The 15,314-nt window shown below is 66.8% G+C and carries 16 protein-coding genes and 1 tRNA gene; 6 read left to right on the top strand and 11 right to left on the bottom strand.

Annotated elements, in window-relative coordinates; all coding sequences use genetic code 11:
• Positions 1-360: 360 nt before the first annotated feature.
• Positions 361-1,296 (bottom strand): RNA polymerase sigma factor RpoH, encoded by a 936-nt coding sequence (rpoH, locus tag F3J18_RS05630; protein WP_013699431.1) that lies wholly within the window; start codon positions 1,294-1,296, stop codon positions 361-363.
• A gap of 376 nt (positions 1,297-1,672) precedes the next feature.
• Between rpoH and F3J18_RS05625 the strand changes: the two genes are divergently transcribed.
• Together F3J18_RS05625 and F3J18_RS05620 are read left to right on the top strand one after the other, a co-directional pair.
• Positions 1,673-2,242 carry an acyloxyacyl hydrolase gene (locus tag F3J18_RS05625; RefSeq protein ID WP_025097019.1) on the top strand — a complete coding sequence of 190 codons (570 nt, stop codon included), beginning with the start codon at positions 1,673-1,675 and terminating at the stop codon, positions 2,240-2,242.
• Positions 2,243-2,281: 39 nt separating this feature from the next.
• Positions 2,282-2,668, top strand: a complete 387-nt coding sequence (locus F3J18_RS05620; protein ID WP_025097018.1) for a nuclear transport factor 2 family protein — start codon at positions 2,282-2,284, stop codon at positions 2,666-2,668.
• Positions 2,669-2,850: 182 nt separating this feature from the next.
• Here F3J18_RS05620 and leuA read toward each other — a convergent pair whose 3' ends face one another.
• Together leuA and ybiB are read right to left on the bottom strand one after the other, a co-directional pair.
• On the bottom strand, positions 2,851-4,503 hold the full coding sequence (leuA, locus tag F3J18_RS05615; RefSeq protein WP_166911851.1) for a 2-isopropylmalate synthase: 1,653 nt from the start codon (positions 4,501-4,503) through the stop codon (positions 2,851-2,853).
• Between the two features lie 499 nt (positions 4,504-5,002).
• Positions 5,003-5,983 carry a DNA-binding protein YbiB gene (gene ybiB / locus F3J18_RS05610; protein WP_025097016.1) on the bottom strand — a complete coding sequence of 327 codons (981 nt, stop codon included), beginning with the start codon at positions 5,981-5,983 and terminating at the stop codon, positions 5,003-5,005.
• Positions 5,984-6,196: 213 nt separating this feature from the next.
• Here ybiB and maiA point away from each other — a divergent pair, with 213 nt between their 5' ends.
• Positions 6,197-6,841, top strand: coding sequence for a maleylacetoacetate isomerase (gene maiA, locus F3J18_RS05605; protein WP_166911849.1), 645 nt, complete (start codon positions 6,197-6,199; stop codon positions 6,839-6,841).
• Positions 6,842-6,913: 72 nt separating this feature from the next.
• On the opposite strand, the gene ftsY is transcribed toward maiA, so the two are convergent.
• A complete protein-coding gene (gene ftsY / locus F3J18_RS05600; RefSeq protein WP_166911847.1) occupies positions 6,914-8,095 on the bottom strand; it encodes a signal recognition particle-docking protein FtsY in 1,182 nt (393 codons plus the stop codon).
• A gap of 190 nt (positions 8,096-8,285) precedes the next feature.
• Here ftsY and rsmD point away from each other — a divergent pair, with 190 nt between their 5' ends.
• The 3 genes from rsmD to F3J18_RS05585 all read left to right on the top strand — a co-directional run bounded on the left by rsmD (position 8,286) and on the right by F3J18_RS05585 (position 9,851).
• The gene (rsmD, locus tag F3J18_RS05595; protein ID WP_025097013.1) at positions 8,286-8,900 is read left to right on the top strand and encodes a 16S rRNA (guanine(966)-N(2))-methyltransferase RsmD; all 615 of its coding nucleotides are present in this window, start codon (positions 8,286-8,288) and stop codon (positions 8,898-8,900) included.
• Positions 8,901-9,011: 111 nt separating this feature from the next.
• Positions 9,012-9,512 (top strand): pantetheine-phosphate adenylyltransferase, encoded by a 501-nt coding sequence (coaD, locus tag F3J18_RS05590; protein WP_025097012.1) that lies wholly within the window; start codon positions 9,012-9,014, stop codon positions 9,510-9,512.
• A 66-nt stretch (positions 9,513-9,578) separates the two neighbouring features.
• A complete protein-coding gene (locus tag F3J18_RS05585; RefSeq protein ID WP_013699422.1) occupies positions 9,579-9,851 on the top strand; it encodes a YfhL family 4Fe-4S dicluster ferredoxin in 273 nt (90 codons plus the stop codon).
• Positions 9,852-9,997: 146 nt separating this feature from the next.
• On the opposite strand, the gene hisC is transcribed toward F3J18_RS05585, so the two are convergent.
• The 7 genes from hisC to lolB form a co-directional block, all read right to left on the bottom strand.
• Positions 9,998-11,065: a histidinol-phosphate transaminase gene (gene hisC / locus F3J18_RS05580; RefSeq protein WP_166911845.1), complete on the bottom strand. Its 1,068-nt coding sequence runs from the start codon at positions 11,063-11,065 to the stop codon at positions 9,998-10,000.
• Positions 11,066-11,160: 95 nt separating this feature from the next.
• A complete protein-coding gene (gene pth, locus F3J18_RS05575) occupies positions 11,161-11,766 on the bottom strand; it encodes an aminoacyl-tRNA hydrolase (RefSeq protein ID WP_025097010.1) in 606 nt (201 codons plus the stop codon).
• A gap of 96 nt (positions 11,767-11,862) precedes the next feature.
• Positions 11,863-12,477: a 50S ribosomal protein L25/general stress protein Ctc gene (locus F3J18_RS05570; RefSeq protein WP_025097009.1), complete on the bottom strand. Its 615-nt coding sequence runs from the start codon at positions 12,475-12,477 to the stop codon at positions 11,863-11,865.
• A 155-nt stretch (positions 12,478-12,632) separates the two neighbouring features.
• A complete protein-coding gene (locus F3J18_RS05565) occupies positions 12,633-13,589 on the bottom strand; it encodes a ribose-phosphate pyrophosphokinase (RefSeq protein ID WP_025097008.1) in 957 nt (318 codons plus the stop codon).
• A gap of 45 nt (positions 13,590-13,634) precedes the next feature.
• Positions 13,635-13,711: transfer RNA gene (locus tag F3J18_RS05560), tRNA-Gln, on the bottom strand.
• 52 nt (positions 13,712-13,763) lie between these two features.
• Positions 13,764-14,642 (bottom strand): 4-(cytidine 5'-diphospho)-2-C-methyl-D-erythritol kinase, encoded by an 879-nt coding sequence (ispE, locus tag F3J18_RS05555; protein WP_025097007.1) that lies wholly within the window; start codon positions 14,640-14,642, stop codon positions 13,764-13,766.
• Between the two features lie 29 nt (positions 14,643-14,671).
• The gene (gene lolB, locus F3J18_RS05550) at positions 14,672-15,307 is read right to left on the bottom strand and encodes a lipoprotein insertase outer membrane protein LolB (protein ID WP_025097006.1); all 636 of its coding nucleotides are present in this window, start codon (positions 15,305-15,307) and stop codon (positions 14,672-14,674) included.
• Positions 15,308-15,314 lie beyond the last annotated feature (7 nt).

Genomic DNA, 15,314 nt, shown 5'->3' with positions numbered 1-15,314 from the left:
TTGGTTTTGAGACGATCGTGGCGCTGGCCGGCGCCGTGGGGAGAACACCAAAATTCTAAAATTGTGCGGTGCGATATTTGCGAATTCATCTGCGGCGGACGGTCGCGAAATGGCCTGCCGCATTTGATGTGTCGCAAGTCTTGATCGAATCGTGTCCGGCTTTGAGAAACAGTAGGGTCGATTGCCGAATATCCCAATTTATAGGTCGAAATCCGGCCCTTGTCAGGTAGATGGCATTCCGCGCCGAGGCGATCAGGATTGCTGATCGAAAACGCGGCGCAAAAGGAAAAGGCCCGCTGTCGTGAGACAGCGGGCCTTGGGGAACTGCGTGGCGGGCCGGCGATCAGCCGGCCGCTCGCGTCATGCGTAGGCGGCGAGCGCGGCGCGCATCTTCTTCATCGCGCTGGCCTCGATCTGGCGGATCCGCTCGGCCGACACGCCGAATTCGGCGGCCAGGTCGTGCAGCGTCGAGCCGCCCGAGCCATCGTCCTCGACATTGAGCCAGCGCGCCTCGATGATGCGGCGGCTGCGCGCGTCGAGCGACTCCAGCGCTTCCGAGATGCCGTCCGTCTGCAGACGGTCGCGCTGGCGCGAGGCGATCACGGCGGTCGGCTCGTTGTGCGAGTCGGCCAGGTAGGCGATCGGCGCGAAGGATTCCTCGCCGTCGTCGACCTGCCCCTCGAGCGCGATATCGCCGCCCGACAGACGCGTTTCCATCTCGGCGACATCCTCGCGCTTGACGTTCAGCTCCTGGGCGAGGCCGTCGATTTCCTCCGGCGTCATCGCCTGCATGCCTTTCTTGTGGCTGCGCAGGTTGAAGAACAGCTTGCGCTGCGCCTTGGTGGTCGCGACCTTCACCATGCGCCAGTTGCGCAGGATGTATTCGTGGATCTCGGCCTTGATCCAGTGGATCGCATACGAGACCAGGCGCACGTTCTGGTTCGGATCGAAGCGCTTGACGGCCTTCATCAGGCCGATATTGCCTTCCTGGATCAGGTCGCCGTGCGGCAGCCCGTAGCCGAGGTAGTTGCGCGCGATCGACACCACCAGGCGAAGGTGCGACAGCACCAGCCGGCGGGCCGATTCGAGATTGTTCTGGTCGCGGAATTCGGTCGCGTACTGGCGCTCTTCCTCGAGCGTCAGCATCGGGATCCGGTTCACCGACTGGATATAGGCGTCGATATTGCCCAGCTGGCCGGGCAGCATCGATTGGGACGCGAGCGCCAGCGAGCCTGCCGACGAGGCCTTCGCAGGCACCGGGCCAAGCGTATTCGGAAGGGTCAGAGCGTTGCTCACTTACGTAAACTCCTTTGGAATCAGGGACAAGCCCCGTTACAAGGCGATTCCACGAGCTATCTTAGCACTCTCGCCAAGTGAGTGCTAAAGACTTAGAGGGGGCAGGGCCATTCGAGTTCCCGCAGCTCTATCGAAGTTCTCATGTCGATAGATACTACTCGTTTCTACCTAGGTGCAGCGGATCGTGATCGATTCAAATTGACGTTTTTTCAATCACTTTCCGGCACAGGATTTCGATTCTTGTCGATTGCGAAGCAAACCATTTCGCGAGACGATGCCGATCAGAAATGTCCTTTACCATAAGATGCTGTTCGATTTGAGCCGGACGCGAGACCCGCGCCGGCGCTCCATTCAACCCCGGAATCTGGAGTGAAGGATGCAGAACAAGAAAAGTCTCAGGGCGGGACGGTGGCTGGCCGGCGCGGTGCTGGCCGCCACCCTGGCGGGCGGCTCGAACGCCGCGTTCGCCGACCGCTGGGGGGTACAGCTCGCGGGCGGCATCGCCGACCACGACATGAAAAAGGCCGATCTCGGCGTGGTCTGGGACCCGGGCTGGTCCTGGTGGCAGATGGGCGACTGGCATTTCACCTTCGTGATGGAAGGTCACGCCTCCTACTGGCATTACGGCGGCGATCACGCCGTCAATGCGAACATCGGCGAATTCGGGGTCACGCCGGTGTTCCGCTTCATCAAGCGCAGCGGCGCGATCCGGCCGTTCTTCGAGGCCGGCGTGGGCCTGCGCCTGCTGACCCACCCGACCATCGCGACCAACTACACGATGTCGACGGCGTTCCAGTTCGCCGACATGGTCGGCGTTGGCGCGCAGTTCGGCGGCCACCAGCAGTACCAGGCCGGCTTTCGCTTCCAGCACGAGTCGAACGCCAGTATCAAAGATCCGAATCCTGGTATAAATTTCAGCCAAATCTACGTGCAATACAACTTCTGAACGGCACGCGCCCGGCGCGCGGAGTCTGGGAGTGCGGCGATGATGGCGAAAGTGATCGAGGCGATCCGTGCACTGGAGCGCGACCGGTTCCGCGCGATGGTCGAAGGCGATGGCGAGGCGCTCGACGCCTTGCTCTCGGAACACGTCTACTACGTGCATACCAATGGCAAGCGCGAGTCGAAACAGCAGTTCATCGACGCGATCACCGCCGGCCGGCGCCGTTATCGTCAGATCGAAGTGCAGTCGCAGGACGTGATGCCGGTCGGCGGCGAGGCGTTTGTCGTCACCGGTCGCGTGATCGTCGAGCTCGAGGCGAACAACGGCGGCATCGTCTTCCCGATCGCCTATACCGCGCTACAGGCCCAGGAAAGCGGGCAGTGGCGCTTGCTGGCCTGGCATGCCACGCGCTGCGCGACCGAAGCCTGAAGCCCCGCTGTGGCGGGACGCTGGTGAATGCGGTTGGCATTCATCGGCATTCGAAGCGGCCTGCTGGGCCGCTTTTTCATTGCGCGGCGCCGAGGATCGCTCGACGTCGCGCCGGTCGCGCAAGGCGTGCCGGCCGGGTTGTCGGGGCCGGCCGGGCCATGGTCGATGAGGCTTGATCGGATTCAGGCCGCCGCGCGGCGATCCGAGCAATGCCAGTCCGAGCGGTTGATCGAGCTGGCGAGCGCATCGATGGCGGCCACCACGGCTTCCTCGTGCGCGCCGACGCCGTAACGCATCGGCGCGTCGCCCATCCTGGCGCCGACGAATACGGCCACGCGGCCGTCGACGGTGCGCGCCGACTCGACCGAGACGATCTCGATCGTGGTGCCTGCCGCGTTCGCGAATGCCGCGGCGGCATGCGCGACCACCGCTTCCTCGCCGGCGTCGCCGGGAATCGCGGCACCCGCGGCAATCTCGTGGCGCTGCCAGCTCATGGTGCCGCCGTGGCGCGCGGCAGGCCCGGTGGTCTCGAAATACTCGCGACGGAACAGCGAGCAGATCGCGTCGCCCGTCACTTCCTCGCCCGAGCGATCGGCCACCGTCTGCACCGCGTGGCTGAACTCGATCTGCACGCGGCGCGGCGGCGTGAAGCCCATGCCGCGCTCGAGCAGATAGGTCGCCCCGCCCTTGCCCGACTGGCTGTTGACGCGGATCACGGCGTCGTAGCTGCGGCCGAGATCGGCCGGGTCGATCGGCAGGTAGGGCACTTCCCAGATCGCGTCGGGACGCTGCTGGGCGAGACCCTTGCGGATCGCATCCTGGTGCGAGCCCGAGAAGGCCGTGAACACGAGATCGCCCGCATAGGGGTGGCGAGGGTGCACCGGCAACTGGTTGCAGCGCTCGACCACGCGGCGCACCGCGTCGATGTCGGAGAAGTCGAGGCCCGGGTCGATGCCCTGCGTGTAGAGGTTGAGCGCGAGCGTGACGAGATCGACGTTGCCGGTGCGCTCGCCGTTGCCGAACAGGCAGCCTTCGATGCGATCGGCGCCGGCCAGCAGGGCGAGCTCGGCGGCGGCCACGGCGGTGCCGCGGTCGTTGTGCGGATGCACCGACAGGACGATGCTGTCGCGGTAGCCGAGGTTGCGGTCCATCCATTCGATCTGGTCGGCGAACACGTTCGGCGTGGCGGCCTCGACGGTGGCCGGCAGGTTCACGATCATCTTGTGATCGCGGGTCGGGCGCCAGGTCTGGGCGACCGCGTCGCACACCTCGCGGGCGAAGGCCAGCTCGGTCATGCTGAAGGTCTCGGGCGAGTACTGGTAGGTCCAGTGCGTGCCGGGGCGCGCCTGCGCCTGCTCCTTGATCATGCGCGTGCCATCCACCGCGAGCGCCTTGACCTGCTCCTTCGAGAGCCCGAACACGATCTTGCGGAACGACGGGCTGATCGCGTTGTAGAGATGGACGATCGCGCGCGAGGCGCCGTCGAGCGCTTCGAAAGTGCGGGCGATCAAGTCCTCGCGCGACTGCACCAGCACCTCGATGGTCACGTCGTCGGGAATCCGCTTCTCGTCGATCAGCTTGCGCACGAAGTCGAAGTCGGTCTGCGAGGCCGAGGGAAAACCGACTTCGATTTCCTTGAAACCGATCGCGACCAGCATCTCGAAGAACTCGAGCTTCTGCTCGATGCTCATCGGCTCGATCAAGGACTGGTTGCCGTCGCGCAGATCGGTGCTCATCCAGATCGGCGCCTGCTCGATGCTGCGGGTCGGCCACTTGCGGCCGGTGAGTCGGACGGGTTCGAAGGGGCGGTACTTGTCGGCGGGGTTGCGCTTCATCTTGGCCTCGAGGCGATTCAGTCGCGAGCGAAGACGGGCGGCAACGGATCAGGTGGCGCTGCCTGCGCACGGCCGCGCGAGTTCGCGTGACGATGCGGCGGATCTTCGCGGTCGCCCGACGGATGGACGGACGACGGCTGACGACTACGGGTTTTAAAAAACGACGAGAAGGAACTGCGAGAACTGCTCAGGGGGGACCGTGCGGGGTGCACGGCGCGACGACAGCTTTACGCTAGTCGTAGCGATAGCGACCGCGCTAGGCGGCCGGAGGTAATTCGGAGGGGGTTCGGAAAGGAACGCATGGCGACAACTTTATGCGATGTCGTTTCGCGTTGTCAATCGGTCGAGTGGCGGCAGCCTGTCGCGATTCGGACAGGTCTTGCCGCGGATCGGACGCGAGGAGTTAGGACGATGCGATCGAGACCCGAATAGGTGGTCCGGCAGGCGATGCCTGGGGAGGCACCGGCTGCCGGCGCCCGAGTTTCGATGGCAGCCCGGCTCAGCCCTCGATGCGTGCCACGCGCAGGATCGTCTCGACCTGCCGCGCCAGCGCCTCGGGCACGGCCACCTCGCCGGCCAGCGCCGCGCGCGTCCAGGCGGCCGTGGTGGCCGCGTCCTTCGACTCGGGCAGCTCCACCGGCGGCGCGTCGGGCGAGGAGCGCTCCGGCGCGACCAGCGTCTCGCAGAGCCCGTCGTGCAGCCAGTCGACCTGCACCTGCCGGCGCGTGTCGGCCACGGCTTCGCCCTCGGTGCCGCGCGCGAGCAGCGCGCCGCCCGCGGCCGCCTCGGGATGTTCGCGGAACAGTTGCGCGAGGCTGTCGCGGTAGGGCGGATGCGTGTAGTTGACGAGCCGCAGCCCGAGCGGCGCGAACGGCTGCAGCAGCTTGACCAGCGTATGCGTGGAGTTGCGCACGCCGAGCACGCGGCGCAGCGCGAGCAGCCGCGCGAGCTTCGGCGCCAGCGCCTCGAGCGGCATGAAGGCGACCCGGCGCGCGGCCAGGTCGCGCTCGGCATCGGCATGCGAGGCCGCAGCCGGCATCGCCAGTTCGGCGAAGATCTCGGCGCTGGTCACGCGACCCGGATCGACGCTGACGCCATGCACCAGCACCGGCACGCCCTCGCGAGCCAGCAGCAGGGCCAGCAGCGGCACCAGGTTGGGCTGCTTGCGCGCGCCGTTGTAGCTCGGGATCGATACCGGCCGATAGGCGCCGCGCTCGCCCGCGAGCGGCGCGAACGAGGCTTGTGCCGCCGCCAGCATGGCGGCCAGCTCCTCGGCCGTCTCGCCCTTGAGCCGGTAGGCGATCAGCACCGCGCCCAGCTCGACGTCCGAGACTCGGCCGTCGAGCATGGCCTGGTAGAGCGCGAAGGTATCCTCGGGCGACAGCGCGCGGGCGCCATGCGGGCCGCGGCCGATCTCCTTGATGAAGCGGGCGCAGGCAAACGGTTCGAGCGGGGCGGATTGGGGGCGGACGTCGGTCATCGAGGCGTGAGGGCTTGGGGCTCGGGCCTCGCCTTGACGCGCCGTTGCCCGGATCTGCGGGAAGCCCACTGAGTACCGCATTTGCCGGATTCTGGCAAGCACGCGGGCCGGCTGCGCCATGGTCGAAGGCGCGCTTCAGGCCTCGGCGCGGCGACGGAAACCGGCACAATGACGCATCCATTCCCGCGTCGATTCCATGAGGGACCGCAACCGATGAAGCTCTACGGCTATTTCCGCAGCTCCGCCTCGTTTCGCGTGCGCATCGCGCTGCACCTGAAGGGGCTGCCCTTCGACTACCAGGCCGTGCACATGCTGCGCGGCGGCGGCGAGCAGTTGCGCGAGGACTACCGCGCGCTGAATCCCGACGCGCTGGTGCCGACCCTCGTCGATGGCGCGGTCACCTTGCAGCAGTCGCTGGCGATCCTCGAGTATCTCGACGAGACCGTGCCCGAGCCGCCGCTGCTGCCGCGTTCGCCGGCCGATCGCGCGCATGTGCGGGCGATCGCGCTGCAGATCGCCTGCGAGATCCATCCGCTCGACAACCTGCGCGTGCTGCGCTACCTGAAGCGCACGCTCGGCGTGGCCGAGGAGCCCAAGAACGCCTGGTACCGGCACTGGATCGAGCAGGGTTTCGCGACGCTGGAAGCGAAGCTCGCCGCGGATCCACGCACCGGCAAGCTCTGTTACGGCGATACGCCCACGCAGGCCGACCTGTGCCTGATCCCGCAGATCTACAACGCGCAGCGTTTCGAGCTCGACCTGGCGCCCTATCCGACGCTGGCGCGCATCCACGCGCATGCGATGACGATCGATGCATTTCGCGCGGCGGCGCCCGAGGCGCAGCCGGATGCGGAATAACGAAGCGAGGGTGGCGACGAAAAGGAAAAAGGACGCCGAGGCGTCCTTTCCTGTTTCCTGGCGAGGCCGGGCTCAGCCCAGCAGCGCGTCGGTGAACTCCTCGGCATTGAAGGGCTGCAGGTCCTCCACCTTCTCGCCGACGCCGATGAAGTAGACCGGCACCGGCCGCTGCCGCGCGATCGCGGCGAGGATGCCGCCCTTCGCGGTGCCGTCGAGCTTAGTGACGATCAGGCCGGTGAGGCCCAGCGCGTCGTCGAAGGCCTTCACCTGGGCGAGCGCGTTCTGGCCGGTGTTGGCGTCGATCACCAGCAGCACCTCGTGCGGCGCGTCGGCCTGTGCCTTGCCGATCACGCGCTTGACCTTGCGCAGCTCCTCCATCAGGTGCAGCTGGGTGGGCAGGCGGCCCGCCGTATCGGCCATCACCACGTTGATCTTGCGCGCGCGCGCGGCGCCCACCGCGTCGAAGATCACCGCGGCCGGATCGCCGCTTTCCTGCTGCACCACCGTCACGTTGTTGCGCTCGCCCCAGATCGCGAGCTGCTCGCGCGCGGCGGCGCGGAAGGTGTCGCCGGCGGCCAGCAGCACCGACTGGTCGAAGCTCTGCAGGTGCTTGGCCAGCTTGCCGATGCTGGTGGTCTTGCCGGCGCCGTTGACGCCCGCGATCATCATCACCAGCGGCTGCGCGCGGCCCAGCATCAGCGACTTCTCGAGCGGCGCGAGCAGCGCGATCAGCAGGCCGCGCAGGGCCGCCTTGACCTGCTGCGGATCGGTCAGCCGCTCGGCCTTGACCTTCTCGCGCAGCGCGCCGAGCAGGTACTCGGTGGCGTCGACGCCGGCGTCGGACATCAGCAGCGCGGTCTCGAGCTCCTCGTAGAGATCCTCGTCGATCCTGGTGCTGACGAAGACGCTGGTCAGGCTGGAACTGGTCTTCGACAGGCCCGAGCGCAGGCGCGCGATCCAGGATTTCTTGGCGGCCGGCTCCGGCGCGGGCGGCGGCACGATCTCGACGGCCGTGACGGCCTGCGCTTCGTCTTCGTGCGCGGCGGCGGGGAGAGCAGGGGCGACTTGCGCGGGCGCGGCCGGCTCGACCGGAACCGCCGGCGCCGGGGTGGGCGCGGCGACCCGCTCGACGGGCCGGGGCGCCTCGGCCGCGGGGGCCTCGGCGTCGTCCTGCCGGTCCGTCGGCGCGTCCTGGTCGTCGGTCGGCGCGCCGTCGGCCTTCGAGCCGATCAATCGTTTGAAGAAGCTGAACATGGTCTGCTGGCTTGGGGGAAGAGGGGCGGGAACGCGGCGGCTCGGCCGGCGACCCAAAACACGTGATTTTATCAGGCGCATCATGCCGCGCGTCGTGTCGAGCGCGGCGAGGCCCGTCGCCGGCTGTGGTAACGTGCGCCTGTTCCGGGCCCCGAGCCCGTCCCGATCACCCCGTTCCAGCCGATTTCGTATGCCCCGTTCGCCCTCCGCCCGCCCGTCCGCCAGCGCCGCCCGCGGCAAGCCGCACTCGGTGCGCATCATCGGCGGCGAGTGGAAACGCACGCCGCTGCCGGTACTCGACCTCGACGGCCTGCGTCCCACGCCCGATCGCGTGCGCGAGACGCTGTTCAACTGGCTCGGCCAGGATCTCGACGGCCGCCGCTGCCTCGACCTGTTCGCCGGCACCGGCGCGCTCGGTTTCGAGGCCGCCTCGCGCGGCGCGGCCAGCGTGGTGATGGTGGAGCGCAATGCGCGCGCGGCCGGGCAATTGCGCGCGATTCGCGAGAAGCTGTCGGCGCGCAACGTGGAAGTGGCCGAGGCCGACGCGCTGCGGCTCGCGGCGGGCCTGGCCCCCGCTTCGTTCGAGGTGGTGTTCCTCGATCCGCCCTTCGGCGATGCGGAACTGTTCGCGCGCGCCCTGACGCTCGCGGCGCGGCTCGTCGCACCGGGCGGCGACCTGTACGTGGAATCGGGCGAGCCGCTCGATCCCGCCGGGCACGAGGCGCTGGCCGGCTGGGTGGTGACGCGCGAGGGCAAGGCCGGCGCGGTCCACTATCATTTGCTGCAACGCGAAAATGATGAATAATGCGCGTTTCCAACGAGGCGCCGCGTGTGATCCGCGACGTGCGCCCATCACGGCGGCGGCGCGCGAACCGTATTGCTGCTGCCCCAATTGCAAGTTCACAGGAGGAGCGACATGGTAGTCGCCGTGTACCCGGGTACGTTCGATCCGCTGACGCGCGGGCACGAGGATCTCGTGCGACGCGCCTCGAGTATTTTTGATACGCTGGTCGTCGGCGTGGCCGACAGCCGGGCGAAAAAGCCGTTCTTCTCGCTCGAGGAGCGCCTGAAGATCGCGAACGAGGTGCTCGGCCATTATCCGAACGTGAAGGTGATGGGCTTCACCGGCCTCCTGAAGGACTTCGTGCGCGCCAACAACGCGCGCGTGATCGTCAGGGGGCTGCGCGCCGTCTCCGATTTCGAGTACGAGTTCCAGATGGCCGGCATGAACCGCTATCTGTTGCCCGACGTCGAGACCATGTTCATGACGCCGTCCGACCAGTACCAGTTCATCTCGGGCACCATCGTGCGCGAGATCGCCCAGCTGGGCGGCGATGTCAGCAAGTTCGTATTCCCCTCGGTCGAGAAGTGGCTGACCGAGAAGGTGGCCGCGATGGGCCAGCAGCCGGCCGAGTGAGGCGCGAGGCTTCGTCGCCGGCCCAGCAGCATGTGCCGGCGCGAGGCCGGCGGAAGTGAGACCAGCATGGCTTTGATGATTACCGACGAGTGCATCAATTGCGACGTGTGCGAGCCCGAGTGCCCGAACGGCGCGATTTCGATGGGTCCGGACATCTACGTGATCGATCCGAACAAGTGCACCGAATGCGTCGGCCACTTCGACGAACCGCAGTGCCAGCAGGTCTGCCCCGTCGAATGCATTCCGCGCGATCCGCAGCACGCGGAGACGCAGGACCAGTTGATGGCGAAGTACCGCCTGCTGATCGCCTCGGGCGACGAAGGCGGCACCTCGTCCTGAGCTGGCGCCGGCGCGCCTCGGGCTCGCTCGACGATTGGCGCGAGCCGACATGAAACAGGCCGATGGGCGTTTGCCCATCGGCCTGTTTTCGTTTGGCGGTCCATGGCGGGCTGCCGCGGCTCGGCAAGCAGGCCCGCGCGGCCTCCTCAGCCCAGTAGTTCGCGCAGCGCGGCCACCAGCGCCTCGCATTCCGCGTCGGTGCCGATCGTGATCCGCAGGTACTGGTCGATGCGCGGCAGCTTGAAGTGCCGAACGAAGATCTCGCGCGTCTTCAGCGCGGCGGCGAGCTGGCCCGCGTCGCGGCCGGGATGGCGCGCGAACACGAAGTTCGCGGCCGAGGGCACGATCTCGAAGCCGAGGCTCGTCAGCGCGGCGTCCAGGCGCGCACGGCTCTCGATCACGCGCGCGCAGCCGGCCTCGAAATAGTCGCGATCCTCGTAGGCGGCCTGGGCGGCGACCTGGGCGAGCCGGTCCAGCGGATAGGAGTTGAAGCTGTCCTTGACGCGGTTCAGCGCCTCGATCAGCTGCGCGTCGCCAAAGGCGAAACCCACCCGCATGCCGGCCAGCGAACGTGCCTTCGAGGTGGTGTGCACCACCAGCAGGTTCGGATGGCGGGCGATCAGCGAGATCGCCGATTCGGCGCCGAAATCGACATAGGCCTCGTCGACCACCACCACCGCATCGGGATTGCCCGCCACGATCCGCTCCACGTCGGCGAGCGGCAGGGCGCGGCCGGTGGGCGCGTTCGGATTCGGGAACAGCACGCCGCCATTGCCGCCGAGATAGTCCTCGATGCGGATCGAGAAGTCCTCGGCGAGCGGCACCGCCTCGTATTCGACGCCGTACAGGCGCGCGTAGGTCGGGTAGAAGCTGTAGGTGATGTCGGGGAAGCGGATCGGCCGCTCGTGCTGGAGCAGGGCCTGGAAGGTATGGGCGAGCACCTCGTCGGAGCCGTTGCCGACGAATACCTGGTCCGGGCTCAGGCCGTGATGCGCGGCGACGGTCTCGCGCAGGCCGCGCGCGAGCGGGTCGGGATAGCGGCGCAGCGATTCGCCGGCCTCGCCGAGCTCCTGCGCGATCGCCGCGACCACGCGCGGCGAGGGCGGATACGGGTTCTCGTTGGTGTTCAGCTTGACGGGGTTCGCCAGCGCCGGCTGTTCGCCCGGCACATAGGGAACGAGCTGCTCAACGATCTTGCTCCAATAACGGCTCACCACGGGCTCCTGACTGAAAACGTGCAGCTTAACGCAGGCGGCGCGCGCCGGGCGCGTCGCTGCGGGCATGGAAATGGCGAACGGGCTCGCGCCGCTCAGGCGCCGTTGCGATGCAGCTGCATCACCGCGCGCTCGGTTTCGCCCTTCACGAAGATCGGCATCACGGCGAGCGAGCGCTCGATCGAGGCGTCGATCACCTCCTGTTCCTCGCGGCGCGGCGGCTTCAGCACGAAGTTCGCCACGTCGGGCTTGGCGCCGGCACGCGCGCCCTCGGGGATCAGCTCGCGCGGATGGCCGATGCCGATTCGCAGTCGCCAGTATTGCTGCGAGGACAGATGCGCCGAGATGTCCTTCAGGCCGTTGTGGCCGCCGCTGCCGCCGCCGAGCTTGAGCTTGACCGAGCCGGGCGGCAGGTCGAGCTCGTCGTGCGCGACCAGGATCTCGTCGGGCAGGATCTTGAAGAACTGCGCCACCGCGACCACCGACTGGCCGGAGCGGTTCATGTAGGTCTGCGGCTCGAGCAGGTGCACTTCCTCGCCATACAGCCGTGCCTTGGCGTAATGGCCGTGGAAGCGTCGCTCGTCGCGCAGCGACGCGCCGGCTTCGCGGGCGAGCTGGTCGACCAGCCAGAAGCCGGCGTTATGACGCGTCGCCGTGTATTCGGCGCCCGGATTGCCGAGGCCGACGATCAGTTTGATCATGATGTTGAGGCCGCAAGAATGAAAAAACCCGCCGGGCGAGCCGCGGCGGGTTGCTTCGACCGTCCATCCCGCGACGGTGCGAATGTGCTGGACACCTTAGGCAGCCGGCGTTTCGCCTTCGCCTGCAGCAGCTTCGTCCGACACGGCGCCGGCCGGGATCGTCGCGGTCGCGATCACCGGGTTTTCGGCGTCGACGTGCGCGACCAGCGAGACGCCGTTCGGCAGCACGATGTCCTTGGCGTGGACCGATTGACCGGCTTCCAGCTTCGACAGGTCGACTTCCAGGAATTCCGGCAGGGCGGCCGGCAGGCACTCGATGTCGAGTTCCACGACCACGTGCGAGACGACGGCGCTCGACAGCTTCACGGCCGGGCTGACTTCGGCGTTCAGGAAGTGAACCGGCACCTTGGTGTGCAGCTTCTTCGATGCATCGACGCGCTGGAAGTCGACGTGCAGCACGAGCTGGCGGAACGGGTGGTATTGCACGTCACGCAGCAGCACGTTTTGCGACTTGCCGGCCACTTCGAGATCGAGGATCGACGAGTGGAAGGCTTCCTTCTTCAGGGCGTGCCACAGGGCGTTGTGATCGAGTTCGATCATTTGCGGGGCAGCTTCGCCACCGTAGACGATACCCGTGGTCTTGCCCGTGTTGCGCAGGCGGCGGCTCGCACCCGTACCTTGCAGTGTGCGCTCGAAAGCGACGACTTTCATGAGATTCTCCATTGCTGCCCGCGACCAGGCAGTTGAACGAGGCCTTGCGGCCCCAAAAAACCGGCCCGGGTTTCGTCCTTCCGGGCCGTTTGTGCAAAAAGCGAAGCTTCAGGCTTCGCTTTTCGCGGACTACCGAATTCGTGCGATCGCCGGGATCAGGACTCGGCGAACAGCGACATCACCGAATCGCCGCGGCGGATGCGCGCGAAGGTTTCGGCGAGCAGATCGGCGCTCGACAGCGCGCGGATCTTGGCGCAGCCGAGCGACTCGGCGCTCAGCGGGATGGTGTCGGTCACGACCAGTTCGTCGAGTTCCGAGGCGTCGATCCGCGCTGCCGCGCCGCCCGACAGCACCGGGTGCGTCGCGTAGGCGAACACGCGCTTGGCGCCGCGCTGCTTGAGCACTTGCGCGGCCTTGCAGAGCGTGCCGGCGGTATCGACCATGTCGTCCATGATCACGCAGGTGCGGCCTTCGACTTCACCGATGATGTTCATCACCTCGGCGACGTTCGCCTTCGGGCGACGCTTGTCGATGATCGCGAGATCGCAGTTCAGTTGCTTGGCCAGCGCCCGGGCGCGCACCACGCCGCCGACGTCCGGCGACACCACCAGCAGGTCCGGATGGTTCTGCTTGCGCAGGTCGCCCAGCAGGATCGGCGTGGCGTAGATGTTGTCGACCGGGATATCGAAGAAGCCCTGGATCTGGTCGGCATGCAGATCCATCGTGATGATCCGCTCGACGCCGGCGATTTCCAGCATGTTCGCGACGATCTTCGCGGAGATCGCGACGCGCGCCGAACGCGGGCGGCGATCCTGGCGCGCATAACCGAAGTAGGGGATGGCGGCGGTGATCCGGCCGGCGGATGCGCGCTTGAGCGCATCGACCATGATCATCAGTTCCATCAGGTTGTCGTTCGTCGGTGCGCAGGTGGACTGCAGGACGAAACAGTCCTTGCCGCGCACGTTTTCCTGGATCTCGACCTGGATTTCACCGTCGGAGAAACGGCTGACCATGGCCTTGCCAAGCGGAATACCGAGATTGTCGACGACTTTCTGCGCAAGCGCGGGGTTCGCGTTGCCAGTGAAAACCATCAGGCCGTCATGGCTGCTCATCATGAACCTGCTTCGGGCTGGGGGCGGGAATAACTGAGGAAACTTTGGCAGGGGAGGAAGGACTCGAACCCTCGCATGCCGGAATCAAAATCCGGTGCCTTGACCAACTTGGCGACTCCCCTACACTCAACTTTGAGCTTCACCGGAAGTGTAGGACATCCGATGCAGCAAAACTTATGACGCGAAAGCGAAGAGTGGATGTTCACCCAGGCTTCCGGTAACAGCGCTGTTCCAGTCTGCCGGCAAGGTGGCTTGTGCTGCCTGAGCCTCCTGCTTGCTACCGAACGCTGCGAAGACACTAGCTCCAGAGCCGGTCATCCGCGAAGGGGTCAAATCATACAACGCTTTGACTACCTTTGCAACTTCCGCGTACTTCTTTGTCACAACCGCTTGCATGTCGTTTTGGCCGAAGCTGTCTGGCCAACCCTTGCTGCTTTGCTGTGCAAGAAAGTCCGTAATTGTGATGGGTCTCGAATCTCTTGTCAACGACTTATCTGAAAAAATTTCAGCGGTCGGTACGTGAACTCGAGGCGTCACAACCAGGAACCAGCGAGCCGGCAATTCTACCTGCTCCAGTGCCTCTCCGATACCCTCCGCGAACGCATTTTTTCCGAACACGAAGAAGGGCACGTCGGCGCCCAGTTTCACGGCCAGTGCTTGAAGTTCAGCGCGCGGCAGGTCGAGTTTCCAGAGGCGGTTCAGGGCGAGCAGGGTGGTGGCCGCGTCGGAGCTGCCGCCGCCCAGGCCCGCGCCCATCGGCAGCACCTTGTCGATCTCGATGTCGACGCCGAGCGTGGTGCCCGTGTGAGCCTGCAGCAGGCGCGCGGCGCGCACCACCAGGTCCTGTTCCTCGGGCACGCCCGCCACCTCGGTGAGGCGGTGGACCTCACCGTCCTCGCGCAGCGTGTAGTGCAGCCGGTCGCCCCAGTCGAGCAACTGGAACACGGTCTGCAGCGAGTGGTAACCATCCGGGCGGCGGCCCGTGATGTGCAGGAACAGGTTGAGTTTCGCCGGGGCGAGGCAGTCGCGCAGCGAGCGGGATGTATCGGTCATGCTTGGGGACTTCTTGGCAAAAGGCGGGATCAGCGGTCGAGCACGAGCTTGATGTCGAGCGGCGGATCCTCGCGTGTCAGGTTCAGGCGCTTGACGCCGGTGGCGGGCGCGTCGGCGTAGGCGAGGTAGTCGATGGTCCAGCCGTCCTGGCGGATCTGCTTGATCTGCGTGCCGCTCTCGCGCACCACGTCGGCCGGCGTGGACGGCGAAGGCTGCGGCAGCATCCAGTAGCGCAGCCCGTCGAGCGGCAGCGCGAAGCCGAGCGTGTCGCGCATCAGCTGGCCGACGTCGGTGGCGCTGCGTGGCGCGCGGCCCGGCATCTCGAGCGAGGCGTTTTGCGGCGAGGAGCGCACGATGGCCAGCGTCTGGCCGAGCGGGCTGCGCAGCTCGAGCGTGATGGCATTGCCGGTTTCCTGCCAGGCGAAATTGCCGTAGACGTTCTGCGGCTTGCCGAGGCGGTCGTCGTAGCGGACCGCGAAGCGGCCCGTGTAGGCGTGCGCGGCCTGGGTGGTGATGACGTCGGCGCCCGGCGTCGCGGTGCCGGCGGCGACAGGCGCCGGCGCGCGCTGCGTCGCGCAGCCGGCGAGCAGGGCGCCCGCGGCGAGCGTGAGCAGGCCGAGGCGGGCAAGGGATGCGAGAGGGGCGAGCGCGGCGCCCCGGCCCATCGATCGG

It is taken from the genome of Burkholderia sp. Ax-1720 (assembly GCF_011753035.1).
Lineage (GTDB): Bacteria > Pseudomonadota > Gammaproteobacteria > Burkholderiales > Burkholderiaceae > Burkholderia > Burkholderia gladioli.
Note: the sequence above shows the minus strand (reverse complement) of the source record. Positions and strands in the feature narration are given on the sequence as shown.

Coding starts and splice junctions, on each gene's coding strand:
- F3J18_RS05625 (WP_025097019.1), top strand. CDS start 1,673: ATGCAGAACAAGAAAAGTCTCAGGGCGGGACGGTGGCTGGCCGGCGCG.
- F3J18_RS05620 (WP_025097018.1), top strand. CDS start 2,282: ATGATGGCGAAAGTGATCGAGGCGATCCGTGCACTGGAGCGCGACCGG.
- leuA (WP_166911851.1), bottom strand. CDS start 4,503: ATGAAGCGCAACCCCGCCGACAAGTACCGCCCCTTCGAACCCGTCCGA.
- ybiB (WP_025097016.1), bottom strand. CDS start 5,983: ATGACCGACGTCCGCCCCCAATCCGCCCCGCTCGAACCGTTTGCCTGC.
- maiA (WP_166911849.1), top strand. CDS start 6,197: ATGAAGCTCTACGGCTATTTCCGCAGCTCCGCCTCGTTTCGCGTGCGC.
- ftsY (WP_166911847.1), bottom strand. CDS start 8,095: ATGTTCAGCTTCTTCAAACGATTGATCGGCTCGAAGGCCGACGGCGCG.
- rsmD (WP_025097013.1), top strand. CDS start 8,286: ATGCCCCGTTCGCCCTCCGCCCGCCCGTCCGCCAGCGCCGCCCGCGGC.
- coaD (WP_025097012.1), top strand. CDS start 9,012: ATGGTAGTCGCCGTGTACCCGGGTACGTTCGATCCGCTGACGCGCGGG.
- F3J18_RS05585 (WP_013699422.1), top strand. CDS start 9,579: ATGGCTTTGATGATTACCGACGAGTGCATCAATTGCGACGTGTGCGAG.
- pth (WP_025097010.1), bottom strand. CDS start 11,766: ATGATCAAACTGATCGTCGGCCTCGGCAATCCGGGCGCCGAATACACG.
- F3J18_RS05570 (WP_025097009.1), bottom strand. CDS start 12,477: ATGAAAGTCGTCGCTTTCGAGCGCACACTGCAAGGTACGGGTGCGAGC.
- F3J18_RS05565 (WP_025097008.1), bottom strand. CDS start 13,589: ATGAGCAGCCATGACGGCCTGATGGTTTTCACTGGCAACGCGAACCCC.
- ispE (WP_025097007.1), bottom strand. CDS start 14,642: ATGACCGATACATCCCGCTCGCTGCGCGACTGCCTCGCCCCGGCGAAA.
- lolB (WP_025097006.1), bottom strand. CDS start 15,307: ATGGGCCGGGGCGCCGCGCTCGCCCCTCTCGCATCCCTTGCCCGCCTC.